Genomic DNA, 24,776 nt, shown 5'->3' on the forward strand with positions numbered 1-24,776 from the left:
ATTAGTGGAGTATCATGATTCACTTTACCATGGCTGTACCGCAAATACAAAGAAAACTACTCTATAACGAAGGAATGGTGAGTATATATGAAACAACCGTTATCACTGACATGGGAGCTGGAATCGATTTTTCCGGGAGGCTCTGCCTCCCCGCAGTTTGAGAGCTTCCTCAGCCAGCTCGAATCCGATATTGAGCTCCTGCGCACACAGGTGGCTGCCGCTGCCGCACCGGCTGATGCGGCTTCAACGAAGGGGCTGGACCCGGTCATTGAGCTGCTGCAGAGCTGTGCCGGACGCCTTACACAGGCCTCGGAATTCGCCGGCTGTCTGGGAGCACAGAATCAGCTCGACAAAGGGGCGGTGAGACTGTCCTCCAAGGTAACGGGGCTGCGCGCCGGTTATGAGGGCATCAGCGCTGCCTTCGATAACGTGCTCCGTCAGACCTCTGACGCGGTATGGGCCGAGTGGATGGCCCGGCCGGAGATTGCCCCGCTGAGTTTCGTGCTCAGTGAGAGCCGGAATCTGGCCCGTGAGAAGATGAGCCCTGAGCTGGAGAGCCTGGCGCTTGAGCTTGCCGTTGACGGCTATCATGGCTGGAGCGAGCATTATGAGACGATTGTCGGACAGATCCAGATTCCTTGTGAAGAAGACGGGGAGCAGAAGCTGCTCTCTGCCGGGCAAGCCTTCAACAAGCTGGCGGATGAGAATCCTGAGGTCCGCAGTACGATGTTCCGCAAATGGGAAGAGGCCTGGGGCGGGGCGGCCGACTATTGTGCAGATACCTTGAACCATCTGGCAGGCTTCCGCCTGAAGCTGTACAAGGGCCGCGGCTGGGAGGATGTGCTGAAGGAGCCGCTGGGCATCAACCGGATGTCCCGCGAGACCCTGGATGTCATGTGGGAGGTAATCACGAAGAGCAAGCCTGCCCTGGTATCTTATCTGAAGCGCAAGGCGGAAATTCTGGGTCTGGAATCACTCGCCTGGGTCGATGTGGATGCGCCAGTGGGCAAATCCTCCGGCAAAATTCCCTATGAACAGGCAGCCGCCGACATCGTGACCCAGTTCCGCAAATTCAGTCCGAAGCTGGCGGATTTCGCCGAACGCGCCTTCGACAAGGATTGGATCGAGGTCGAAGACCGGGCCGCGAAGCGTCCGGGGGGCTTCTGCGTCTCCTTCCCGGAGAGCAAGGAATCCCGTATATTCATGACCTACAGCGGTACGCCATCCAATGTGTCCACCCTTGCGCATGAGCTGGGCCATGCCTATCATTCTTTCCTGCTGGAGGACCAGCCGCTGTTCAACCAGAACTATGCGATGAACGTGGCGGAGACAGCTTCAACCTTCGCGGAGGTTATTGTGTCGGATGCTCAGGTGAAATCTGCGTCGGACAGCGAAGAGAAGCTGGCGCTGCTTGAAGCGAAGATCCAGAACAGTGTGGCGTTCTTCATGAATATCCATGCCCGCTTCCTGTTCGAGACCCGCTTCTATGAGAAGCGCAAGGCAGGCCTTGTAAGCAGTGAGGAATTATCTGCGCTGATGGAGGAAGCCCAGAAGGAAGCCTTCTGCGGGGTCCTCTCCGAATATCATCCTCATTTCTGGGCGTCGAAGCTTCATTTCTATATCACAGACGTGCCGTTCTACAACTTCCCGTATACGGTAGGGTATATGTTCAGCACAGGTCTATACCGGCTCGCGCTGGAGGAAGGGGCTTCCTTTGCCGGTAAATATGACAGCCTGCTGCAGGATACCGGAGTGATGACGCTGGAGGATCTGGTGTCGAAGCATCTGGGCGTTGATCTGTCCAAGCCGGATTTCTGGCAGGGGGCTGCGGATTTAATCGTTGCCGATATTAACGAATTCCTGGAAATGACGGAACAACGTGGCTAAGAATTTGTCGGAAATGAGACGAATTGTTTTTTTGCAGTAAAATGATGGCGGTTGAATATGGTGTGAATGCGCAAAGACCCCGGTTTCGGGGTCTTTTTATGCTGTTTATTTGTCGATAAATGGCGACAAAAGTTTGTATTTTGCTATTAACACTAAATAATTTGCGCATTTATAGGGATTATAACCCAATTATGTTGAATAATGTTGTACGTGTTTAATTAGTAACCTATAATGAGCCTAAAGCCTTATATAAGCGCTGCTAGACCCACAAAATTCAAACAACTGCTTACGAAGCAAGTGTTGTGTGAAGCAGAGCCATGAGGCTGCATCACCCACAAGACTTTTAGGAGGAAATGCATGTGAGGACGGAACAATTATCGCTTGCAAGACAGATGGATCTGGTATTTCATGAGCTGCAGGAGGAATTGTCAGGACTGAATTCAGGGACCGTATTTGTACAGATCAGGAATAATATCATCGGCAAGTTCGGGGTCCGCCACAATCCGCTCGCCGGACGCAGCGGAAGCTTCGCAGCCGGGCAGGAGGGGCTGACTTCAGGTCAGCAATCCTCCTTCCGCGTCATGGCGCTGGAGAGCCTGAAATATAAGAAACGGTGGACACATGGAGAGATCAGCTACGAATTTGCTGTACGCCAGGGAATGGTGGTGGTAGATGCCACGCTGGAGTCCAATTACAATATGGCGAATCTGATGATCCGCTATCCGCGCAGCAGCCACGGCGATGTCTCGGATCAATCCTTCGGCTGATTCTATATACATATAGAAAAGCCCCCCTGCGCTTCGACGAGAAGCGCGGGAGGGCTGTGAAGCTGCTCGGTCTATGCCTCACGGCTTAGACGGTTTGTAAAGATAAGGTAGCGATTACGAACGACCGGACAGTTGTTGCTCTGCCAGTTGCACCAGACGTTTGGTGATATATCCTCCCAAAGAACCTGTTTCGCGGGAAGTATAGTTCCCATAATAACCGTCAGCCGGGATAGTTACTCCAAGCTCTTGTGCTGCTTCATATTTCAACTGCTGCAGCGCTGCATTCGCTTGAGGAACGACCAGGTTGTTAGAACGGCTACCACGACTTTGTTGACCTGCTTGACCCATGTGTGCTCACCTCCTTCGCCCGTTGTGAAGATAGTATGAGCGCGGGAGGGAGAATTCATGCACGGATGTTGAAGTTTTATAGGATGGTAATTATTATGAAATTTATCGTTGCGGGTAGATCATCTGCAGGGTGCCTCCCAGCACTAGCGTCTGTCCGGGTTCAAGCGTGATCAGCCCGGTAGCAGAGGCGTCCTGCTGGAGATTAGGTGCATCCGGGAGCCAGGTGAGCGGTTCAATGCACAGGAACTGGTCGGCCTCGCCTTTGGTATAGAGAATCCAGTGGCGGAAGAAGTCAGGATCGGCTGAGTAACGCAGCCCGTATCCATCATCCCGCATCAGCACGGCCTCGGCAGGCTGGCCCTCTGCTATACGCAGGATGGTATCCAAGTCCGCACCTTGAAGATTCAGCCGGGTGTGCAGGCCCGTAAGCTCTCCGAGCGGCAATAGCTGTCCGGTAGGCAGGAGCTCCTCACTCAGCTCGCAGACGGCTCCGGCAGGAAGGGTAACATTCCAGCGGGACGGCGTTCCGTCAAGCATGAACCAGGTATGGTAGCCTGCGCCAAAAGGAACACGCTTGCTGCCGAGATGAGTGACCTTAAGCGTCTGCTGCAGCCGGTCATCCTGAAGCCGGAAGGTCATTTCAAGCTTCAGCGGCTCGGGGAATTGTCTGATCCACTCGGGATCATCCGTGGTTATGAACTCAGTGGTGACCGCGCAGCCGAACTCGTCCTCCTCAATATCACTGACACACCAAGACTGGGCACGGTGCAGCCCGTGAATATGATGTTCTCCCGCATTCCGGTCGAACTGATAGCTTGTGCCGTCGAAGAGGAAGCTTCCGCCGCGTATGCGGCCAGGCGGCACAAGAAGCGGGAGGCCGAAGTGATAAGGCTTCTGCATATATGATGCCAAGTCGCTTTCTTCAGGCTGACGGAGGATCTGCCGCTCCATGGTGCGGTCCCATAATGAAATTACGTTATTACCCAGCCGGGGCAGAAGCGTGACTTCCAGTTCCCGGCTATGCAAAATATACGTATCATAACCGTTCCATTGCCCTTTGGTCACCTGTTTCATAAGAGATATGCTCCTTTGATAAGCTGTAATCAGATTACATACACACGAATACCTTTATCATACCAGATTTATCCGGCGGAGGTTAGGGATTTGACAACTTCTCCGGGCCGATCTATGATGGAGGCATCAATTAACACAGGTAACGCGATGACAGGGACAAGTAAGCATGGACTGTACCTCCAGAAAGCCGGTGGCTGATGTGAACCGGTGGTGCACCTCTGACTGAATGGACCCTTGAGCGCCGCGCTCGAACAGGCTGCAGAAGCCTTAAGTAGACCGGCCGTCTCTTCCCCGTTAACGGAAGCCAAGGCTGTTTGCATAGATCCCTCCGGGGACTCCAGGCAGCGAATAAGGGTGGTACCACGGTCTCACGTCCCTTGCGGATGTGGGGCCTTTTTGCGTTCCTTGCGCCAGCGGACAATTATAATGATGATGGAGGATAAGAGGATGGCTAAAAAAGTATTGTCGGGCATACAGCCCAGCGGTTCACTCACACTAGGTAATTATATCGGGGCAATCAAGAATTTCGTCAAGCTTCAAAAGGAATACGAATGTTACTTCATGGTGGTCGATCTGCATGCCATTACGGTAGCCCAGGACCCCGCAGCTCTGCGCGAGAATTCGGAATCGGTAGCCGCGCTGTATCTGGCTGCAGGCATTGATCCATCGATCGCACATGTCTATATGCAGTCCCATGTGCCGCAGCATGCCGAGCTGGGCTGGATTCTGACTACGCTCACTGCCATGGGGGAGCTGGAACGGATGACACAGTTCAAGGATAAGTCGGCCGGCAAAGAATCCGTGGGCGCTGGTCTGTTCGTCTATCCGTCGCTGATGGCCGCCGACATTCTGGTCTACAATGCGGATCTGGTACCGGTAGGCGAAGATCAGAAGCAGCATCTGGAGCTGACACGTGACCTGGCGGGACGCTTCAATCACCGGTTCGGTGACTTCTTCACCGTCCCTGAGCCGTACATTCCGGAGGTCGGGGCGCGGATCATGTCCCTGGATGACGGCACCAAGAAGATGAGCAAAAGCGATCCCAACCCCGGCAGCAGAATCGGACTCCTGGACCCGCCTGATGTAATCCGCAAAAAGATTAGCCGGGCCACAACGGATTCCGGCCGTGAGGTTATTTTCGACCCGGCGGCTAAGCCGGAGATCAGCAATCTGATGAGCATCTATGCCGAGTGCTCGGGAATGAGCCTGCAGCAGATTGCCGACAAATATGAAGGCCAAATGTACGGCGGCTTCAAAAAAGAGCTGGCTGAAGCGGTCGTAGCGCTGCTGGAGCCAATCCAGCAAAGATATCAGGACATCCGGAGCTCAGGGATGCTCAGCGATATTCTGGCTCAGGGTGCCGAAAGTGCACGCATAAGTGCCGCCCGTACGCTGGAGGGCGTGAAGGAACGGATGGGCTTCCTGCCTACCCGTTAAGTTAAGGGGCAGGCTGGTTGCTCTCCGCCTTGCGTCTCAGCCTGGCCTTGACGATGAAGCCCCAGCCGATGTTAAGCACGCACAGCGCGCCGAGCAGCAGCGCCAGCCAAATGTTATAGCTGATCGAGATGGAAGCTGCTGTGAGGAGTAGAATTGAAGAGCAGGCGAACCACAGTGACAGACCTTTACCCATATATTCCAGCCTTCCTTTCTGCTTCAAATAGTGTACAAGTGAATCCCGGTGTGCCTCGCAGCATGCCGGGATTTTACGTAAAGTGAGCGTATATAGGCTTTGAATTGTAACCGCTTTTGTTGTTGATTGTGCCTTATGCGGTCCCGTTACGTCAAGAGGGCTGCCCCAAGCAGCCAATTCATTCCTGGCTTCCGGGACAGCCCTCTACATAGTGATAACCTGTGCTAACCTGCTACAGCTTGACGGTTCCCGGATCAACGGCGAAGCGCTCATCCAGCTTCTCGCTGCTCAGCCAGCCGACATAAGTATTCAGCGGTCTATACTCATGGTCCATGACCAGCACAGCCACGAACGGGAATTGCTTACGGTGTAAATAACGGACATCTCCCCAGCGTACAATATAACCAGAGGGCAGCTCCTCCACCTCCGCGACAGCGTACGAGGTGAAGTACAGGAAGGCCTGGATATCCGGATGGGATTTGGAATGCTCGACGGCGGGGTGAGTGGAGCACACCGCATGCTTGAACCATTCCAGCCGCCCGCTGTTCAGCAGCCCGACATTGTAGCTGCCGTCCGGCTTGGCTTTGACCAGATTCCACCGCGTTGGCGAAATGGTCGGGATCACATAGTAACGGTCGCCTGCACTATGGTGAACATCCTTGTTCTTGATGCTGCGAGTAATGCGGGCATGAACGAGGGTCCGCCAGATGTAGTACAAGACGATGCAGGCATACAAGGTGATGAACAGGGGAGCGGGCGGCACCATTCCGCTGATCCAGAGAATAATCGCCGCTGCATGGCTGCCGAAGATAAACGGATCGAAGATATGGATGATGTTCCAGGCGATCCATTTCTCGGTGAACGGGCGTGCGGCCTGAGTCCCGTAGGTGTTGAACAGATCGGAGAATACATGGACGGCAACGCCGATGAAGCTCCAGAGCGCGATATGGCTTAAGGTGCTCAGGTCCGTGAAACCGAACAACGGCCCGATGACCACGGTGATCAATGCCGGCCACAGCAGTAAGAAGGGCAGGGAATGGGTGATCCCCCTGTGATTGCGGATGTATACCGCGTTATCCTTCAGACGAAGGGCGGTATCGGCATCCGGTGCCTGAGAAGCCAGTACAGTAGCTACCATCACCGCTCCGGCAAGCGTACCGTTCGAAGCGACGAGCGGATCGACGAAGGACAGACCTGCAAGTCCAAGTCCCATAACAAAATGTGTGGCAGTATCCATTAGTCAGATCTCCTTTGTACGGAAGTTCTCTATTAATAACTACCCATTATTGGGCTAAGTTATTTAAGGACGGGGAAATAAATATCGTCACGTAATTGTCGAATTAATGAACATCTTGGTCAATGATTGTCAAAGTCTTTCCCAGTTTGCTATGATAAAGTTAATAGCGGAGTGTAAGAAGTTCCCTAGAAGGAGGAACCCGATACGTGGACAATCAATTGAGATATCAAGCTTCTTCTGATTCCGCATCAATGTCTGCCAAGTCTCCACCGGAAGGTGCAAGCTGGCGCGACTTTATTACCGTTACGAAGCCCGGCATTATCCGCTCCAATCTGATTGCGGCCTTCGCAGGCTACTGGGTGGCATCAGGCTGGGATGTACAGTATGGCCGTCTGATTCTGACTTTGCTCGGCACCATGCTGGTCATGGCTTCAGCCTGTGTCTTCAATAATTATTTTGACCGCGATTTGGATATGAAGATGGAACGGACACGGGAACGCGGGCTGCCTACAGGCAGGCTGAAGCCGACAACGGTACTTATCTATGGCATTGGACTCGGCATTGCCGGGCTGGCCGTACTGTTCGCATTCTGCGGCGTGCTGGCCGGATTGTTCGGCATAGTCGGCATGTTCGTATATGTTGTAGTGTACACCCTTTGGCTCAAAAGAACCTCTACCTGGAGCACCTCGGTAGGTGCGATCTCGGGGGCCATGCCTCCTGTCATCGGCTATGTGGCTGTTACAGGAACAGTGGATCTCGGCGCCTGGCTGCTGTTCGCAATGCTCTTTCTGTGGCAGCCGCCCCATTTCTGGGCGCTTGGCATCCGCCGCAAGGAGGAATACCGGGCTGCAGGATTCCCGCTCCTTCCGGTTGTCAAGGGGACGCGCCGCACCAAATTCCAGATGATTCCTTATGTGGCGCTGCTGCTTCCGGTGCCTGTGCTGATGTACGCCTATGATTATGCAGGTATTTATTATCTGATTGTATCACTGGTCTTGTCGGTTGGCTGGCTCTACTTAACCCTCATCGGATTCAAGGCAAAGGATGATGAGGTCTGGGCGAAGAAAAGCTTCCTCTTCTCCATTAACTATCTGACCTTAAGTCTGATTGCCCTTGTGCTGAATACCATTCATGTGTAAGCATTCTTAGGATAGAGGGGGAAGGTGTCCTGTGCAGACCTTGAAACGTTACAAATGGACCTGGCTGTTGCTGCTGCTTGCAGTGATTATGGCGGTCTATCTGGCAGTCAAATCATTTGATTTCGGAGGTGAGAAGCTGCCGGTCATCGGTCAGGTACAGGACTTCTCCCTGGAGAATGTGGACGGGAAGCAGATCAGTCTGGCGGATACGGCCGGCAAGGCAAGGCTGGTCTATTTCTTCTTCACCGTCTGTCCCGATGTGTGTCCGATTACCACCTATATGCTGTCAGAGACGCAGGATATCCTGGTTAAGGACGGCAGCTTCGGCAAGGACGTTGAATTCGTCTCCATATCTTTCGATCCGAAGAATGATACCCGGGAAGCGATCAAGGCCTTCGCCGACAAGTTCCATGCCGATTACAGCGGGTGGTACTTCCTGCGCGGGGATCAGGAGCAGGTACGCAAGCTCGCAGCGGAATCCTTCAAGGTGTTGATCTACGGCACGAGCAAGGATGATTTCGCTCATGCGAACCTCATTGGTCTGGTGGACAAGAACAACCAGCTCCGGGGATTGTATGATGCCGGGGATACGGAGAATGTTACGCCGGAGTTCCTGGCCAGAACGGTCAAGAAGCTGGCCCGTGAATAGCATAGGCATGAAATAAACGAGGGTGTCCGTGGAGCAGTGGAGCTGCTGCACAGGGCACCCTCGTTTTGTGATGAATGGTTAAGAATGTATATGCTTCATGCGGTGAATTATCCTTCTATTCCCTGAGGATACGGCTGGGGGTAGATAATGTACTCTTCAAGCCCGGCCTTCTCCAGCTGGGTGATGTTATATTCATCCGGCGTCCCTTCCACGCCGGCATAACCCTTACGTGTATACATATGAATGGCATCGGGAAAGGCGTCGCGCAGCACAGCGCGGATTTTTTTTCCTGAGCTGTCATTATCCATATACAGGTAGACTTCCCCGTCCCGGATGGTATTCCGCAGGGATTCCAGCTTCAGGGTATTCAGCGTACCGAAGGTGCACAGAATGTCGACCTCCGGTTCAAGCAGCCGCCTCAGTCTGCTGCGGTCGTTCTTGCCTTCGACAATAATGGTGATGGACATATGCAATCAGCCCCCGGATCTTAGTTGTTATGACGATATTGTACCTAAGCTGCGCTATTTTTAACAGCCGGGCGGAACAATATGTATTCATTCCCCGGGAAATGTCGCATTCAGGCGGCAGGGCTGTTCCAGCCGGGAGCGTAGGAAGAGAGACGGCCGGATCTGCCCGGAGGCAGCAGCATAAGGGCCGTCATCAGCAGGACGAAGGCGATGAAGTAAGGGGAGACGTACTCCCTTAGCTGTCCGGCGGCTACGGGTCCGGCGAATGCCCCGAGGGACATGGCGATGGATTGCAGCGAGAAGGTCCGGCCCAGCCGTCCTGCGCCACCCAGACTGATGAAGAGGGAGGCCATAGCCGGAAACAACACGCCTTTGGCAGAGCCGAGCAGGAAGAGAACCACTCCGGCCGGGATGCTGCGGAAGGCAGCCAGGGTGAAGAAGCAGAGAGCCATTCCCAGCAGGGCAGCGGCAATCCGGATGCCCGGCGAGAGGCGGTTCAGGAAGAACAGGCAGAGGGTCGCCAGCGCTCCAAGGCTGAGCAGGGAGAGCAGAATTCCGGTAGAGACCATTCCGTCTTGGCCTTGTGACAGCGGAAGCTCGAAGAACAGTACACCCTGGGAGCAGGATACGAAGAAGGGCAGCAGATAATAACGCCTGGAGACAGTAGGCTGGCCGGTAGCGGCCGCCCCAGGCGGCAGATTCTCCTTGAGCGGAAGGACAGGCTTATGCAGGGCCAGAGCCGGATTGTGCTTCGGTACACTGAAGAAGGCCATCACACCGGTGAAGATCAGTAGCCAACCCAATGTACTGAACGTGCCGGAGTAACCGGCTTTGGCGACGATGAAGGCTCCGGCGGCAGGGGAGACCACCGAAGCCAGCGTGTGAATAATTCCGTTGCCTGACATGTATTTACCCTGGGTCGCAGGGTCAGACGAGAGCGAGGCCAAGAGGGTCATACAGGCAGGGGAGAGGAACGCCAGGGCGAACCCGCTCGCTGCCCGCAGCAGGAGCAGATGCCAGGGCAGCTGGGCATGCGCCTGCAGAAGCAGGATCAGTCCTGCAACAGTAAGGGCGAATACGATATAGCGGCGGCTGCCGTTGCGGTCTACAAGTACACCGGCCAGCAGATTGCCCGGGAGGTGGGTCAGGGAATACATCCCCATCATCCAGCCGATGAAGGCCGGGCCCGCTCCCAGGGACATGGCAAAGGGTGTCAGGATAGGGTATTGGGCATGTAAATCGAAGAACGCCAGGAACATGAAGAGGTACAGCCACATTGCAGTTTTCACGGATAACACCTCCAGATTAGCGGCCAGCCGCTGATGACGGAACGGATTCCAGCAGAGGGAACAGCCTACTTGTACTTTACGTGCGGTAGCGGGGGCTTATACCATTTTCTTGGCCAGCCCCTGTATGCAGTTCTGCATTCCGGCAACCATGAATTATAAGGGTCATTCATGTATAATAATTAATATTAATGAAATGTCTGACGGGACAGCGTCCCGGCGTGGCGAAATTTGCGATTGGGGTGTTGTGAAATTGATGAATCCGGAAGTGTGGTCACAGTTTATCAGAGAGAATTGGCTTGTTATCGTTATTGCGCTTGTCCTGCTGTTCGCAGTTGTTAACATCGTTAAGACTATGCTGAAATGGGCTATCGTCGTCGTTATTGTGGTGGGGTTGTTCATTTATAGCGGGGTAACCATGGATCAGATCGGTAATGCCGTTAACAAAGTGGCGGACGGGACGGTCAGCACGCTGAAGAATGAGGCGCAAGAGGTTATGCTCAAAGAAGCCCAGGAGGCAGTCTATACCTCTGGCGGTGACGGCACCTTCACCATCACTACTCCTAATCTGGAGGTGAAGGGCTCCGCCGCAGAGGACAAGGTGGAAGTGGTCTTCCGCGGAGTCAGCCTCGGGAAGTGGAGCGTTACGGATACAACCAAGACCTTCATCGACGAAGCCCGGAAGCAGGCGGGCAAGTAATAGTGCAGCGGGCTCAGGGTTACCTGCAGCAGCAGAAGGAGGAGTGATTCATTGAATAGCTGGATAGAAAGTCTTCGTGAAGCCAATATCATCTCCATTGTTCTGCTGCTGGTAGTTCTCTTCTCTGCACTGCAGGGCTGGGGGCGGGGCTTCCGCAGAGCAGCCGGAGGGCTGTTCGGCATGCTCGGGTCAGGAGTGCTTGCGGCAGCTTCGCTGGTGATGGCGATTCCCGCAGCCGTATACCTCTCGCCTGCTGCCGGGAACTGGGCTTCCGGCATTACTCCGCCGGAGGACAAGCTAAGCCAATGGCAGCAGCTATATTATACCGGTGCCTCTGTACTGGCGAATTCACCGGTAGTGCGGTTTCTGCTGCTGCTCTTGCTGTGCTATACCTTGATTCGTCTGCTGCTGGGTCTGCTGTTCCTGCTGCTGCCGTTCCGCCTGCCGCGCCAGTTCGGGAGGGGGCCGGGGCGGATCACAGGCGCCAGCCGGCTGGTCGGGGCAGTGCTTGGCACCGCCGCAGGGCTTACCCGTGCCCTGGTGCTGGTCTTTGTCCTGTTCATCAGCGTCGCCCTGAACCCGGACAGCGGCTTCAGCCGTTATGTGCAGTCCTCGCCGGTCTACAGCCAGAGCGCGGAAGCGGTATTTGAGCCGCTGGCCGGTGAACAGGTCAGAGGCAAGCTTCCGGTACTGACCAAGGCGGTAGCCGCCGAGATGAGTGACATTCTCCGTCGCAAATATGAGGTGATTGATCATGATATATCGGCGGATATTGCCGGTGCAGCCGCAGATATTGCCGGACAAGCCAGCGGGGATGAAGAGAAGGCCAGACTGCTCTATGACTGGGTAGGATCGCGCATTGCCTACGACTACACCAAGGCGGAGAATTATGAACAGAGACGGATCTGGCACGAGCAGACCCCGCAGGATACGATGGATACGCGGCTTGGGGTATGCATTGATTACGCGCGGCTCTATGCCATGATGGCCCGCTCGCAAGGTCTCCAGGTGCGTGTCGTCACCGGCAAGGGCTATGACGGACAAGGCGGTTATGGTCCGCATGCCTGGAATGAGGTCTATATCAGCGGCAGCGCAGCCTGGATTCCGCTCGATTCCACCTGGGCCAGCAGCGGCGACTGGTTCAATCCGGGGGATTTCGACTCCACACATATCAAGGAGAACATCCTCTGAGAAGGAGCGGATGCTCTTGTATCTATGGTACAATAACAGCGGGCAAGTGGAAACGGCTGTGCTGTCCTTTCAAAGGACGGTACCGTTTCAGCGAGAAATAGAAGGATAAGTTATCGTGTGCAACATATAAATTCTTATATTTCAAGAAGAGCTCTTGCCCGTGATCTGACGGATAAGCAGCACTGCAAACCATACAAGGAGAGGACTTGCTGTGAGATGGTTCGGTAAGCCGGGCTCCGGCCCGGGCAATGGAGAGACCCGCAACTACCAGAGCTTACGCATAAATCTGTTTTTTTTCGGCACTTTTTTAATTTTTGTGATCATTATGATCCGGCTTGCGGGACTGCAGTTTGTGGAGAGTCCCGAGCTTAGCGAGGTGGAGGCCAGCCGGGAGACCAAGGATGTTCCGCTTGCGGCGATCCGGGGGACTATTCACGCGGCGGGCGGGGAAGACATTGCCCATTCCACACCGATTCAGTCCTTATTCGTTACGTTAACCAAGGAATACACCGCGAAGGTCAAGAATAAGAACACCGGCTTATATGAACCCACCGCTGAAGCCAAGGCGAATACCAAGGCGCTGGTGGAGGGGCTGTCATCCGTTTTTGAACAGTATGGTGATCCTTCTGCGAAGAAGCTGCTTAAGGAGGATATCCTGCTGCTGCTTGATCTTGAATATAAGAAGTCACTGGGGTATGTCCCGCGCAAGATCAAGACCGGTCTTACGATGAAGGAAGTCGCCCATCTGATGGAGAACAGGCAGCGTTATCCCGGGGTGTCTGTTGTGGAGGAGAGTGTCCGCCATTATGACAAGGACACGGTGGCCGTCCAAACGGTGGGCTATATGAAGCAATTCCGTTCTACAGAAAAAGGATATAATTTATACAAAAATATCCGCAGCGCCATGAAACGAACGGGTGCAGACCCGGGACTTAGCTACAGGGAAGATGAGTTCGTCGGCATCTATGGTCTTGAACAGCAATACCAGCGCGAGCTTAGAGGGAAGAACGGGTATCAGACGATCTCTATCAATGCCCAGAATATGGCGGAAGAGGTTATCGCATTGGTCCCGCCCGTCAAGGGCAACGATATCTGGATGACGATTAACAAGCAGGTGCAGATGAGAACAGAACAGGCGATTATGGATCAACTTAACTGGCTGCACCGCAACCCTGTACAGGGGAAGCTTCATAAGGATGCGCTCACCGGCTATGCCGTTGCGATGGAAGTCGATACAGGCAATGTAGTGGCAATGGCGAATATGCCAGACTATGATACGAATGTCTGGAATGCCGAGAGGCTGCCGACAGAAGTGTGGGCCAAAATTGAGGACTATTATCAGAATGGGGCGATTACCGATATTTCCTCCGGTCTCTCCGGCAACGGGCTGAAGTCATTGATCTACCTGGGTTCCACGATTAAGCCCTTAAGTGTCCTGATTGGTCTGGAAGAAGGCTTATTCACTACCGGCGATACTTATATGGATAAAGGAATCGCATATTACGGTAAGGATAACAGCTCCTCGGTCAGGAATTCCTCCGGCCATGTCCTGGGCCCGCTTAGTCCGGCGAAGGCGATTCAGGAATCCTCGAATGCTTTTATGGTAGAGTGGGTCGGCAATGCACTGTACAAGAAGTATCCCAAGGAAGGCATTGCTATATGGGATAAATATATGAAGGCATTCGGCCTTGGCGTGTCTACGCAAAGCGGGCTTCCCGGTGAAAGTGCCGGAGTAGCCGATTATCTTGATCCCAAGAAGGCAGGCTCTACCCAAGCGGCGCTGGTACTTGCCTCCTTCGGCCAGAAGGGGAAATACACTGCGTTGCAGCTTGCCCAGTATACGGCAACACTTGCGAATGAAGGCGTACGGATTAAGCCCCAGCTCGTCAGTAAGATTACAGATCCCGATGGGAAGACGGTTAAGCAATTTGGACGGGAAGTCCTGGACAGCATCTCGTTTCACCCTGCTTACTGGAAGGAGATCAAGCGCGGGATGAATACTAAGGTTAAGGCGTTTGACGGATTCCCGTATGACTTCGCCCGCAAGACAGGAACCTCCGAGATGGAAGCCTTTGGGGCCACCCGAGACAACGGGGTATTCATTGCTTATGCTCCGCGTGAGCATCCTAAACTGGCGGTGGCCGTGATTATTCCGGAAGGCGGCTTTGGAGCGAACAGTGCCGCACCGGTAGCCCGCCAGATCTTTGAAGCCTATGACCAGGAGTATGGACTGGATGGAGTCCCTAAGAAGAATGTGCCAGAGTCAAGGGTGGATTAAACGGTTTATTTTGATGTAGAGGAGTGAAAAGCTGTGGGTGTTTTCCGAAAGCAGGCCTCCCCCCCGGAAGAGAAGGACAGCAAGAGCTCGCTTGGCCTGCGGCTTAACGTGTTTTTCTTCAGCACGTTTGTTATTTTTTGTGTCATTATTATTCGTCTCGCAGTTATTCAATTCGTTGAGGGACCGACGCTGACCGAGGTGGAGACCAGCCGGGATACCAAAAGTGTCCCTCTCGCCTCTATCCGCGGAGGCATCCGCGCAGCCGCAGGCGAGCAAATTGCCTACTCTACCTCCGTTCAAACGCTGTATGTTACGCTTACGAAGGAATATACAGCCAAGGCAGTGGATAAGGAGACGGGCATTAGCTCGCTGAAGCCGGAGGCAAGAGCCAATGCGTATGCGCTGGCGAATAATCTGGTTGCGAAATTTGACGAATATGGCGACCCGAACGGCGAGAAGCTGACCGTTAATGAAGTGATTAATTCTCTGGATTTATATTTCAAGAAATATTCGGGCTATATGGCCCGCAAGATCAAATCAGGTCTGACCACCAAGGAAATCGCTTATTTCATGGAGCACAAAAGCGAATTCCCCGGCCTTGAGATCGTGGAAGAAGGCGTGCGCCATTATGACAAGGATACCGTTGCCGTGCAGACGGTCGGCTATATCAAGCCCTTCAAATCCTCCAACACGCTCAACATCTACAAGAATATTCAGAGCGCCATGAAGAAGATCGGCGCAGATCCCGGCCTGAATTATAAAGACGATGAATTCGTCGGCTTCGACGGCCTGGAGCTGCAATATCAGCGGGAGCTGCGCGGCAAGAACGGCTATCAGGTCATCTCGGTGAATCCGCAGAACATGGCCGAGAAGGTGGAAGAGGTAGTGCCGCCTGTCAAGGGTAATGATATCTGGATGACGATTGACAAGAATGTTCAGCTTAAGACGGAGCAGGCCATCACCGAACAGATTAATTGGCTGCACCGCAACTCTGTACAGGGCAAGACCCATCCTGACGCCAAGACAGGCTACGCGGTGGCGATGGAGGTCGATACCGGCAATATCGTGGCCATGGCCAGTATGCCGGATTATGATACCAATGTCTGGACAGCGGAGAAGCTGGATTCGGATACCTGGAATAAGATCATGGGCAACTACCAGAACGGGACGATCACCCCTTATTCCTCGGGCCTGTCCGGTCATGGCTTTGGTTCCACGGTACTGCTCGGTTCCACCATTAAGCCGCTGACGGTGCTGATCGGTCTGAATGAAGGCTTCTTCGGCATTAATTCTACGTACACAGACAAAGGGATTGCCTATTTCGGTAAGGATGATAAATCCTCAGTCCGAAATTCCTCGGGTCACGTATACGGCCGGATGGGTCCGGCTAAGGCGATTGAGGATTCCTCCAACGTGTTCATGGTGGATATGATCGGCAAGAAGCTCTATGAGCAATATAAGGCTAAAGGTATTGATATCTGGGATAGATATATGAAGGAATTCGGCTTGGGCGTATCAACACAGAGCGGTCTCCCTAATGAATACCTGGGACAGATCAACTACACAGATACTAAGGCAGCGGGCAGTGCGCAAGCCGCGCTGGTCTATGCCTCCTTCGGACAGCAGGGCCGTTATACGGTGCTGCAGCTAGCCCAGTATGCCTCGACGCTTGCGAATGAAGGGGTGCGGATCAAGCCGCAGCTTGTCAGTAAGATCACGGATTCAGCGGGCAAGGTGGTCAAGAAGTTTGAGCGTGAGGTGCTGGATGAAGTAACGACCTTTGACAAGTCCTATTGGAGAGAGATTAAAAAGGGCATGAACAGTAAGGTCTCCGCATTCGCAGATTTCCCTTATGATTTTGCCCGTAAAACAGGGACCTCACAGCAGCTTGGTAAAGGGCAATTGCGCGATAACGGGGTATTTATTGCCTTCGCCCCGCGTAATAATCCTAAGTTAGCGGTTGCTGTGGTCATTCCGGAAGGCGGATTCGGCTCCAACAGTGCCGCTCCGGTGGCGCGTAAAATTTTCGATGCTTATGATTGGGAGTACGGACTGGACGGCGTGCCTAAGAAAAGCCTGAAAACAGCGAATCCAAATGACGGCGCTGCTTCCGGTGACAGTTCCGATAATACTGCCGCAACAAACTGATGATATTATAGCCATGGTGGAGATGGATCTGCGAGAAATACCAAATATACGGTTGCCTTCAAACGAAAGAGCAACCAAGAATGGAGGGGTGGCAAATGACTGCCAAATACCGCCTGCTAGCCTTGGATATGGATGGAACCCTACTGAACGACGAACAGAAGATTACTCCGCTTACGGTGGAATGGATCAAAAAAGCGATGGAGGCCGGCGTACATGTCTGCTTGTCTACCGGACGCTCCTCGCGCAGTGCGATGCCGTATGCTGAACAGCTTGGCCTGAACACTCCGATGATCATGGTGAACGGAAGTGAAGTCTGGCGTGCGCCTCATGAGCTGTACCGCCGGTCTCTGATGGATGTGGAGCTGGTCAAAGAGATGCACAAGATTGCTGAGGAATTCGATATCTGGTTCTGGGCCTACTCCGTAGATGAAGTGTACAACCGGGATAGCTGGGACGGGGAGATTGACAGCAGGGAATGGCTGAAATTCGGTTATTCCACCGAAGATAACGATATCCGCCATAAGCTGCTTATGCGCCTGCAGGAGCTGGGCGGGCTTGAGATCACCAACTCCTCGCCGTTCAACCTGGAGATCAATCCGCTGGGCGTCAATAAGGCATCAGGGATACTTGAAGTATGCAAGCTGCTGGGCATTAGCATGTCCCAGGTTGTTGCCGTAGGCGACAGCCTCAACGATCTGGCGGCTATCCAGCAGTCCGGCTTCGGGGTGGCTATGGGCAACGCCCAGGAGGCTGTCAAGCAGGAAGCGGATGCGGTAGTAGCTACGAACAATGAAGACGGGATCGCGGAAGTGATTCAGAAGTACATCCTGACAGAGGCCGGAACCTCGGCCGGACGCATATCCAAGCGAGCTTAAGATTAAGGAGTTGAGGGAATTGACAATTCTGGGCTGGATTCTGATCATTGCTTTGTTCGCAATCGGAATGGCAGGGGCGGTATATCCGATCCTGCCGGGGGCGCTTGCGATTTACCTGGCTTTCTTTGTATATGGCTGGTTCTTTTCCTTCGGCTCCTTCGGTCCCTGGTTCTGGATTGCAGAGACGCTGATTGTTGTGGTGTTGTTCATTGCCGACTATGTGGTCGGGGCCTGGGGCGTCAAGAAGTTCGGCGGCTCCCGCGCCTCCGTGATCGGCAGCACCATCGGTCTGATTGCCGGTCCGTTCCTGATTCCGGCGTTCGGCCTGCTGATTGGCCCCTTCCTGGGTGCCTTCATCGGCGAGCTGATTGCCGGCGAGAAGGCGGGCAAAGCGGTTAAGGTCAGCTTTGGCGCGCTGCTAGGACTGTTCAGCAGCACAGTTGTCAAGATTATTCTGCAGATTGTGATGATCGTCCTCTTCTTTATCTGGATCGGACGTTAGTGAACTCCCCCCACCTGTAGAGGTGGCGGATTCTTGGAAACAACCCGCACTTGCTCAAAGCAGCATAACCCGTGAGCAGAGGTCAGATTTATTGCACGCTTAAGCAATTGGATGGAGCGGTTTACCCCCTCCCTTCGCACCAACTCAACGCGCTACCCAAGCGATCCCCGCAGTCCCTGCGGTTCGTTGTCCTGTTAAAGTGTTTCTGCACCTTGCAGCAGGCGAAGCCCTTCTGCTCGAATGTTCAAGCTCGCATTTAGGTCACGGTCATGGTGTATGCCGCAACTTGGGCAGTTCCATTCCCGGATGCGGAGCGCCTTCTTCCCGCCTCTATGCCCACAAGCTGAGCACAGCTGACTCGAAGGGAACCAGCGTTCCACCTGCACGACTTGCTTGCCGTACCAGGCCGCTTTATAGGTCAGTTTGGATATAAAGCTGGACCACGAGACGTCATGAAGCGACCGGGCGAGTTTGTGATTGCGCACCAACCCTTTGACATTCAGCGACTCCACACTGATTACATCGTGGTTATTGATGAGATCCGTGCTGAGTTTGTTCAGAAAATCATTTCGTTGGTTGCTCACTTTTTCATGCAGCTTGGCGATCAGTATCCGCTGCTTCTGGTAGTTGCGGCTCTCGCTAAGCGGACGCCCGTCCTTCTTCGCATGCTGCGCCCGGCGCGATAGTTTGCGCTGCGCTTTTGCCAGTGTAACGGCCGTTTTGGAGAGAGTCCTCGGATTCGGTATTTTTACTCCATCCGATGAAATCGCAAAATTCGTAAGGCCGAGATCAATCCCAATTACAGAACCCGTTTTGGGTTTGGGCGGGATATTCATTTCGCACAGCAGGGAAACGAAATACTTGCCGCATGCCGTGAGGGAGATTGTTGCAGACTTGATGACTCCCTGCGGCTGTCGATGTAATTTGATTCGCACCGGCTCCGTTTTGGGCAACTTTAAGTAACGACCCTCCTTAATTGCAATCGTTCCGTGCTGATTATTCGTGGTGTAGGATTGGACGGGATGTTTGCGGGATTTCCACTGGGGAAACCCGGAGGCGGGCTGCTGGAAAAATTGGCGGTAGGCGGCATTAAGATGGAGCTGCGCATTGGCGAGGGCCAGACTATCGACCTCTTTAAGGAAAAGAAACTCGTGCTTGTACTGTGCCGGTGTTGGGAATTTGATTTTCTCGCCCGTATCTTGATGCTTTTTGTATGATTCAATCCGGTCATGGAGCATGAGATTATAGACTTTGCGTACGCAACCAAACGTTTTGGCGAATAGTTCCGCCTGCTGTGTTGTGGGTTTCAAGCGATATTTGAACGCTTTGAGCACAAGTATGCCTCCTATGTACTATAATCGCCTTCCATTTGCTGTTAAAACAGAAGATGAGTCCGCAGAATAGAACAAAGTTTCAGCTGAAAAACGAACCATGGATGTGGTCACCGAAAAGACCAACTAAAACCATTACAAGAACATATATTCGCTTTATATAGCATAACCTAATTCCCTCAAAATTCCAAGCTTAAAACAATGTCATTCATCTCGCCACTTTAGAGGTGGGGAAATTTTAACAACAGCTAATTAAATTTATTGTGAAGAAGGCGAAACAGCTTGTCCACCAAGAAAGAATCCTTTGTCAAAGGCACGCTTATTCTGGCGGCAGCCGCGCTGGTGGCCCGTGTCCTAGGGCTTGCCCAGCGGGTGCCGCTGGAGCATTTATTCAATGAAGTCGGTAACGCTGCGTTTACACAAGCCAACAACGTATATCTGCTGCTGCTGCCGCTGGCGACAGCCGGCATACCCAGCACACTTAGTAAAATGGTGTCCGAGCGCTATGCGCTGAACCGCCCGCAGGAAGCACAGCAGGTGTACCGGGCGGCGCTGATTTTTGCGGCTGTGGTTGGTGTAATTATGAGTGTGGCGCTCTACATAGCTGCTCCTTATTATGCGGAATCCAGCAAGGTTCCCGAGAGTACATTGGCCATACGGGCGATTGCCCCGGCGCTGCTGCTATTCCCCGCGATCGCGATGATGCGCGGGTATTTCCAAGGGCGTAACAATATGATGGCCGGCGGCATCTCACAGATTGTCGAGCAGATTGCCCGGGTATCCACGGCCATTCTGCTTGCATTCATTCTGCTGCGCCAGGGCTACAGCAACACCTGGATGGCAGCAGGCGCTTCCTTCGGGAGTGTGCTCGGCAGTATCGGCGCCTTCGGTGTGATGCTGTATTATGCCATGAAGCTGCGCCGCAGCGAGGAGAAGGTTGCATTATATGAATCGAGTGAGGCCCGTATCCCGCTGCTGAAGATTTACAAGGATATTTTTAAGCTGTCCATACCGATTGTATTGTCTTCCGTTACGGTGCCTGTAGTGAACTTCATTGATACTACCTTTATTGTGCCGCTGCTTAGCGGACAAATCGGCTTGAAGGAAGCTACGTGGACGCTGGGGATCTTCGGCAGCCGGGCACAGAGTGTGGCCGGGATTCCTCCGGTCTTGTCGATCGCCCTCAGTGCATCGCTGATTCCGATTATATCTGCCGCCTTCGCCCGCAAAGATGAACAGCACCTGCAGCGTCAGGTCACACTCGCCATGCGGGTATCCATTCTGACCGGCACACCGGTTGTGCTCTCACTGGTCGTGGCTGCTTATTCTGTGAATGGCCTTTTGTTCAAAACACTCGATGGAAGCGGCATTGTGGCGATGCTGACGCTGGGTACCATTTTCCAGATTACGATGATGACTACCAACTCGATCCTGCTTGGAATGGGCAAATCGCGGATATCGATGTATTATGTACTTGTTGGTATCCTCGTGAAGTTTGGTTCTAACTTCTTGTTCAGCCAGTGGTTCGGCATCTACGGCATTATCGGCTCTACGGCATTGTGCTTCATTGTCATTACACTGCTGAATCTGCGGATGCTCAAAAAAATCGTGCCCTTCTCCATTCTCGGTAAACGCTGGGGAGGCTTCTCCATTGCGGTTCTGGCCTCGGCCGGTATCGGCTATGGTCTGAATGAAGCAGGCCTATTGATGACTGATCTGATGCCGGCCCGCTTAGCCTTCCTGATTACCTGTCTGGTGGTTGGGGCGGCAGTGGTGATTGTCTATCTGGTTCTCCTGATTATTCTGGGCGTACTCAGCAGCCAGGAGATTGCCGGTTATCCCCGTCCGCTGCGCAAGCTGCTGGGTCCTTTGATGAAACTGCAGCCTGCCCGTGTGCGTGCCGGTGAATAATGATATGACTATTATCTTGATTTGTCATTATTGTTTGACTTATTCCGTACATTTTGCTTCACTTAAAGAGTAAGCTTCGTGTGGAACTCTCTGATAGAAGGGAATGGTCAATTGATGGACAAAATCAGCTCGCCTGCCCAGTTCCAGGTGGCAATTCAGTCTCCGCGCCTGACGGTGGCAGTCTTCAAGGCAGATTGGTGTGTGGATTGCAAATTCATTGATCCGTTCATGCCGGATGTGGAACAGAAATATGCAGAGCGTCTTACCCTGGTCGAAGTGGATGTCGATGCCATAGGTGATGTCAGCCAGGAACAGAATATACTGGGCATTCCAAGCTTTGTTGCGTACACCGATGGACGGGAACTGGTCCGGTTCGTGAACAAGCTCCGGAAGTCCCGGGAGGAAATCGAGAAGTTTCTTGATACGGCGCTGGACGTTTATCTCAGCATTCACAAGTAATTCCGCAGCACCGCTTTCGCCCTATCCGAGCAGAAGCGGTGCTTTTTTTCTAATCATATAAGCAGTTATATGTTTCATACTCATTCCTATACAATACGGGTGATACTATTGACGACAATTCAATTAAAATGGCTCAGCTATCTGACCTGTCTCATTATGTTCATGGCGCTGTTCGGCGGGGTTGTGGTGACCAAGACCGGCTCGGGACTGGAATGCGGAAATCAGTGGCCGCTGTGCCACGGAAAGCTGATTCCGGCCTATACGATTGGCTCTCTGATTGAATATACCCACCGCTTGTTCAGCGGCCTGGCTGGCCTGCTGTCCCTGGCTTCCATGGTTGCCTTCTGGCGTTATGCCAGGCACCGTAAGGATCTGCTGGCCTATGCCCTGCTGACCCTGATCTTCGTCATCATTCAAGGCGGGATGGGAGCGCTTGCAGTTGTGAAGTCGCAGTCGGCTGCGGTTATGGCCCTGCATATGGGCTTCTCGCTGATTGCTTTCGCCGGTTCGCTGATGCTGGCGCTTGGGACTAGGCGGGCATTCTCTCCGGGAGCGGAACTCAGCACAGGAAGTCCTAAAGTCCGTATAGCCTTCCGCAACTTAACCTGGGTTACTGCAGTATATTCATATATCGTTGTCTACATCGGGGCCTACGTAAGCCACACCAGCTCCCAGGGCGGGTGCTCCGGCTGGCCGCTGTGTAACGGACAATGGATCCCGGAAATGAGCGGCGGAGTAGGGATTGTATTCGTGCACCGGATTGCAGCGGCGGTTCTATTCCTGCTGACTGCTATACTTGGGCATCTGGCCTTCTGGAAGCATAAGGAGCTGCCTGAGCTGAGGGCTCTGGGCGTGGCGGCAGTTCTGCTCTGCCTGATGCAGGTATTCAGCGGAGCGGCTGTGGTATACACACTGAATAATGAAAGATTGTACATATTTGCTGCGTTGTCTCATATCGTGCTGATCTCCGGACTCTTCGGGGTTCTGTGCTACATGAGTGTAAGGGTCTGGCAGTTAAGCGGAGCTGGCAGGGGCAGCAAGTGATAAGGTAACGGCAACGGTGGACGGGATTAGCATAAGGTCCTGTTTGAGGAGGAACACTATAGTGCGATACGGTAATTTACGACAATGGATTGAGCAGCTCCGCAGGGATAAGGATCTGGCAGTGATAGATACCCCTGTTGATCCTTATCTGGAGCTTGCCGAAATTCACCGCCGGGTGGTGGAGGAGGAGGGCCCGGCACTGCTGTTCACGAACGTGCAGGGAACGCCGTTCCCGGTCGCTACGAATCTGTTCGGTACCGTCCGGCGCGTCAACAAGGCCTTTGGGACAAGACCGGAGCAGCTGCTGAAGTCGCTGACAACGGCGATGGAGCAGCTGGTTCCGCCCTCAGCCGCCGGTTTATGGCGGGAGAAAACGGTGCTGCTTGAGCTGCTGAGAGCAGGGACCAAGAATATACCGCAAGGAGAGGCTCCGGTGCTCGGTGTCTGCAGCAGCAGTGACCCGCTGAAGGAGCTGCCCCGGATTACGGCTTGGCCTAAGGACGGCGGGGCGTTCATCACGCTTCCTCTGGTCTATACGGAGAGTATCACCAACCCCAAGGATCATAATCTCGGATTGTACCGGATTCAGGTGTATGACGACAGCACCACAGGTATTCACTGGCAGATTCATAAGGGCGGCGGCTTCCATCACTCGCAGGCAGAGCATCTCGGCGAGACGCTGCCGGTGTCTGTCTTCATCGGCGGGCCGCCGGCGCTGATTGCGGCGGCAGTGGCTCCGGTCCCGGAACGGATTCCGGAGCTGCTGCTGGCCTCGCTGATGCTGGGCGGCAAGCTTCCTATGGTGCAGGACCCCTTGGGCGGGCACCGGATTCCGGCTGAGGCGGAATTCTCCATCCGGGGGCGCGTGTCTCCGCTGGAGCGGAGAGCGGAAGGGCCGTACGGCAGCCAGTCCGGCTACTATTCCATGCAGCATGATTTCCCGGTCATGCATGTTCAGCGGATGTGGCACCGCAAGGATGCCATCTACCCGGCGACCATTACCGGCAAGCCGCGCCAGGAGGATTATTATCTGAAGGATTATTTGCAGCGGCTGCTCGCTCCAGCCTATCCTCTGCTGATCCCTTCGGTCAAAGCGCTGTGGTCCTACTCCGAATCCGGTTCGCATTCACTGACCTCAGCGGTCGTGAGGGAGAGCTATCCGCGCGAGTATATGGTGTCAGCGTTTCGTATCTTAGGGGAAGGTCAGCTCTCCTTAACCAAATTCCTGCTGCTGACTAATGTGCAGGTGGAGCTTACCGATTTCCCCAAGCTGCTGGAAACGGTGCTTGAGCGCTTCAATCCGCAATCGGATCTGACGATCTTTGCCAATACCTCCATGGATACACTGGATTATACCGGACGTAAGCTGAATCATGGCAGTAAGGCGGTGATGGCGGGCATCGGCAGCCCGGTCCGTCAGCTGCCAAGGACCTATACAGAGGGTCAGCTTCCATCAATCACCGCCGCTGTGCCTTATTGCGGAGGATGTTTAGCCGTTTCCGGTGCATCCTATGAAGAGGACCCGGAGCTGCCGGAGCGGCTGGTGGCTGCCTTCAAGGAGAGGGAGACTGCCTGGCCGCTGATTGTGCTGGTCGATCGGGCGGAAGAGGCGGTAAGCACGCAGACCTCATTCCTGTGGTCCGTATTCACCCGCTTCAATCCGGCAGATGATATCTATTCGGCGGGCGGGGTACACCGGGGCAGCGTCAGCTATACGCTGCCGATTATTATAGATGCCCGGATGAAGCCGGGATACCCGGAGGAGCTGACTCCGAATGAGGATATTGCGAAGCGGGTAGGCCGCAACTGGAACCGTTATTTTCCTCTAGCGTAGAAGTGAACTTAAGGAGGGT

At 53.8% G+C, this 24,776-nt stretch carries 22 protein-coding genes; 15 read left to right on the forward strand and 7 right to left on the reverse strand.

Annotation, left to right across the window (positions count from 1 at the left end; all coding sequences use genetic code 11):
* Positions 1-87 precede the first annotated feature (87 nt).
* Together NSS64_RS02140 and NSS64_RS02145 are read left to right on the forward strand one after the other, a co-directional pair.
* Complete coding sequence (locus tag NSS64_RS02140) at positions 88-1,887, forward strand: M3 family oligoendopeptidase (protein ID WP_341139068.1); 1,800 nt, start codon at positions 88-90, stop codon at positions 1,885-1,887.
* 353 nt (positions 1,888-2,240) lie between these two features.
* Positions 2,241-2,654, forward strand: coding sequence for a hypothetical protein (locus NSS64_RS02145; RefSeq protein WP_036722066.1), 414 nt, complete (start codon positions 2,241-2,243; stop codon positions 2,652-2,654).
* A 114-nt stretch (positions 2,655-2,768) separates the two neighbouring features.
* Here the strand turns inward: NSS64_RS02145 and NSS64_RS02150 are convergent, their stop codons facing one another.
* Both NSS64_RS02150 and NSS64_RS02155 read right to left on the reverse strand, forming a co-directional pair.
* Positions 2,769-3,002, reverse strand: a complete 234-nt coding sequence (locus tag NSS64_RS02150) for an alpha/beta-type small acid-soluble spore protein (protein WP_036701727.1) — start codon at positions 3,000-3,002, stop codon at positions 2,769-2,771.
* Positions 3,003-3,104: 102 nt separating this feature from the next.
* Complete coding sequence (locus NSS64_RS02155) at positions 3,105-4,076, reverse strand: aldose 1-epimerase (protein WP_341139069.1); 972 nt, start codon at positions 4,074-4,076, stop codon at positions 3,105-3,107.
* A gap of 447 nt (positions 4,077-4,523) precedes the next feature.
* On the opposite strand from NSS64_RS02155, the gene trpS reads away from it, so the two are divergent.
* Entirely contained in the window at positions 4,524-5,513 is a 990-nt protein-coding gene (gene trpS, locus NSS64_RS02160; RefSeq protein ID WP_340938262.1) for a tryptophan--tRNA ligase, read from the forward strand.
* Between the two features lies 1 nt (position 5,514).
* Here the strand turns inward: trpS and NSS64_RS02165 are convergent, their stop codons facing one another.
* Both NSS64_RS02165 and NSS64_RS02170 read right to left on the reverse strand, forming a co-directional pair.
* On the reverse strand, positions 5,515-5,706 hold the full coding sequence (locus NSS64_RS02165; RefSeq protein WP_340938264.1) for a hypothetical protein: 192 nt from the start codon (positions 5,704-5,706) through the stop codon (positions 5,515-5,517).
* 232 nt (positions 5,707-5,938) lie between these two features.
* Positions 5,939-6,943 carry a metal-dependent hydrolase gene (locus tag NSS64_RS02170; RefSeq protein ID WP_340938266.1) on the reverse strand — a complete coding sequence of 335 codons (1,005 nt, stop codon included), beginning with the start codon at positions 6,941-6,943 and terminating at the stop codon, positions 5,939-5,941.
* Between the two features lie 206 nt (positions 6,944-7,149).
* Here NSS64_RS02170 and cyoE point away from each other — a divergent pair, with 206 nt between their 5' ends.
* Together cyoE and NSS64_RS02180 are read left to right on the forward strand one after the other, a co-directional pair.
* Positions 7,150-8,082, forward strand: coding sequence for a heme o synthase (gene cyoE, locus NSS64_RS02175; protein ID WP_340938268.1), 933 nt, complete (start codon positions 7,150-7,152; stop codon positions 8,080-8,082).
* 31 nt (positions 8,083-8,113) lie between these two features.
* The gene (locus NSS64_RS02180) at positions 8,114-8,731 is read left to right on the forward strand and encodes an SCO family protein (RefSeq protein WP_143803800.1); all 618 of its coding nucleotides are present in this window, start codon (positions 8,114-8,116) and stop codon (positions 8,729-8,731) included.
* 107 nt (positions 8,732-8,838) lie between these two features.
* On the opposite strand, the gene NSS64_RS02185 is transcribed toward NSS64_RS02180, so the two are convergent.
* Both NSS64_RS02185 and NSS64_RS02190 read right to left on the reverse strand, forming a co-directional pair.
* Positions 8,839-9,198 carry a DNA primase gene (locus NSS64_RS02185; RefSeq protein WP_341139070.1) on the reverse strand — a complete coding sequence of 120 codons (360 nt, stop codon included), beginning with the start codon at positions 9,196-9,198 and terminating at the stop codon, positions 8,839-8,841.
* A gap of 110 nt (positions 9,199-9,308) precedes the next feature.
* Positions 9,309-10,487 (reverse strand): MFS transporter, encoded by a 1,179-nt coding sequence (locus NSS64_RS02190; RefSeq protein WP_341139071.1) that lies wholly within the window; start codon positions 10,485-10,487, stop codon positions 9,309-9,311.
* A 253-nt stretch (positions 10,488-10,740) separates the two neighbouring features.
* On the opposite strand from NSS64_RS02190, the gene NSS64_RS02195 reads away from it, so the two are divergent.
* From NSS64_RS02195 to NSS64_RS02220, 6 genes are all read left to right on the forward strand, one after another.
* A complete protein-coding gene (locus NSS64_RS02195; protein ID WP_036722049.1) occupies positions 10,741-11,184 on the forward strand; it encodes a hypothetical protein in 444 nt (147 codons plus the stop codon).
* 51 nt (positions 11,185-11,235) lie between these two features.
* Entirely contained in the window at positions 11,236-12,375 is a 1,140-nt protein-coding gene (locus NSS64_RS02200; RefSeq protein ID WP_341139072.1) for a transglutaminase domain-containing protein, read from the forward strand.
* A gap of 211 nt (positions 12,376-12,586) precedes the next feature.
* Positions 12,587-14,653, forward strand: coding sequence for a peptidoglycan D,D-transpeptidase FtsI family protein (locus NSS64_RS02205; protein WP_341139073.1), 2,067 nt, complete (start codon positions 12,587-12,589; stop codon positions 14,651-14,653).
* A gap of 33 nt (positions 14,654-14,686) precedes the next feature.
* Positions 14,687-16,801, forward strand: a complete 2,115-nt coding sequence (locus tag NSS64_RS02210; protein ID WP_341139074.1) for a peptidoglycan D,D-transpeptidase FtsI family protein — start codon at positions 14,687-14,689, stop codon at positions 16,799-16,801.
* A 95-nt stretch (positions 16,802-16,896) separates the two neighbouring features.
* Complete coding sequence (locus NSS64_RS02215) at positions 16,897-17,676, forward strand: Cof-type HAD-IIB family hydrolase (protein WP_341139075.1); 780 nt, start codon at positions 16,897-16,899, stop codon at positions 17,674-17,676.
* A gap of 19 nt (positions 17,677-17,695) precedes the next feature.
* The gene (locus tag NSS64_RS02220) at positions 17,696-18,178 is read left to right on the forward strand and encodes a DUF456 domain-containing protein (protein ID WP_340938282.1); all 483 of its coding nucleotides are present in this window, start codon (positions 17,696-17,698) and stop codon (positions 18,176-18,178) included.
* A gap of 194 nt (positions 18,179-18,372) precedes the next feature.
* Here the strand turns inward: NSS64_RS02220 and tnpB are convergent, their stop codons facing one another.
* Entirely contained in the window at positions 18,373-19,512 is a 1,140-nt protein-coding gene (gene tnpB / locus NSS64_RS02225; RefSeq protein ID WP_445667767.1) for an IS200/IS605 family element RNA-guided endonuclease TnpB, read from the reverse strand.
* 279 nt (positions 19,513-19,791) lie between these two features.
* Between tnpB and NSS64_RS02230 the strand changes: the two genes are divergently transcribed.
* The 4 genes from NSS64_RS02230 to NSS64_RS02245 all read left to right on the forward strand — a co-directional run bounded on the left by NSS64_RS02230 (position 19,792) and on the right by NSS64_RS02245 (position 24,757).
* On the forward strand, positions 19,792-21,420 hold the full coding sequence (locus tag NSS64_RS02230) for a putative polysaccharide biosynthesis protein (protein WP_340938284.1): 1,629 nt from the start codon (positions 19,792-19,794) through the stop codon (positions 21,418-21,420).
* Positions 21,421-21,534: 114 nt separating this feature from the next.
* Positions 21,535-21,879 carry a thioredoxin family protein gene (locus tag NSS64_RS02235; protein WP_341142747.1) on the forward strand — a complete coding sequence of 115 codons (345 nt, stop codon included), beginning with the start codon at positions 21,535-21,537 and terminating at the stop codon, positions 21,877-21,879.
* A 108-nt stretch (positions 21,880-21,987) separates the two neighbouring features.
* The gene (locus NSS64_RS02240) at positions 21,988-22,923 is read left to right on the forward strand and encodes a COX15/CtaA family protein (protein ID WP_341139076.1); all 936 of its coding nucleotides are present in this window, start codon (positions 21,988-21,990) and stop codon (positions 22,921-22,923) included.
* Between the two features lie 61 nt (positions 22,924-22,984).
* On the forward strand, positions 22,985-24,757 hold the full coding sequence (locus NSS64_RS02245) for a UbiD family decarboxylase (RefSeq protein ID WP_341139077.1): 1,773 nt from the start codon (positions 22,985-22,987) through the stop codon (positions 24,755-24,757).
* Positions 24,758-24,776: the final 19 nt, after the last annotated feature.

This window comes from Paenibacillus sp. FSL H8-0122, from assembly GCF_038005345.1.
Lineage (GTDB): Bacteria > Bacillota > Bacilli > Paenibacillales > Paenibacillaceae > Paenibacillus_AQ.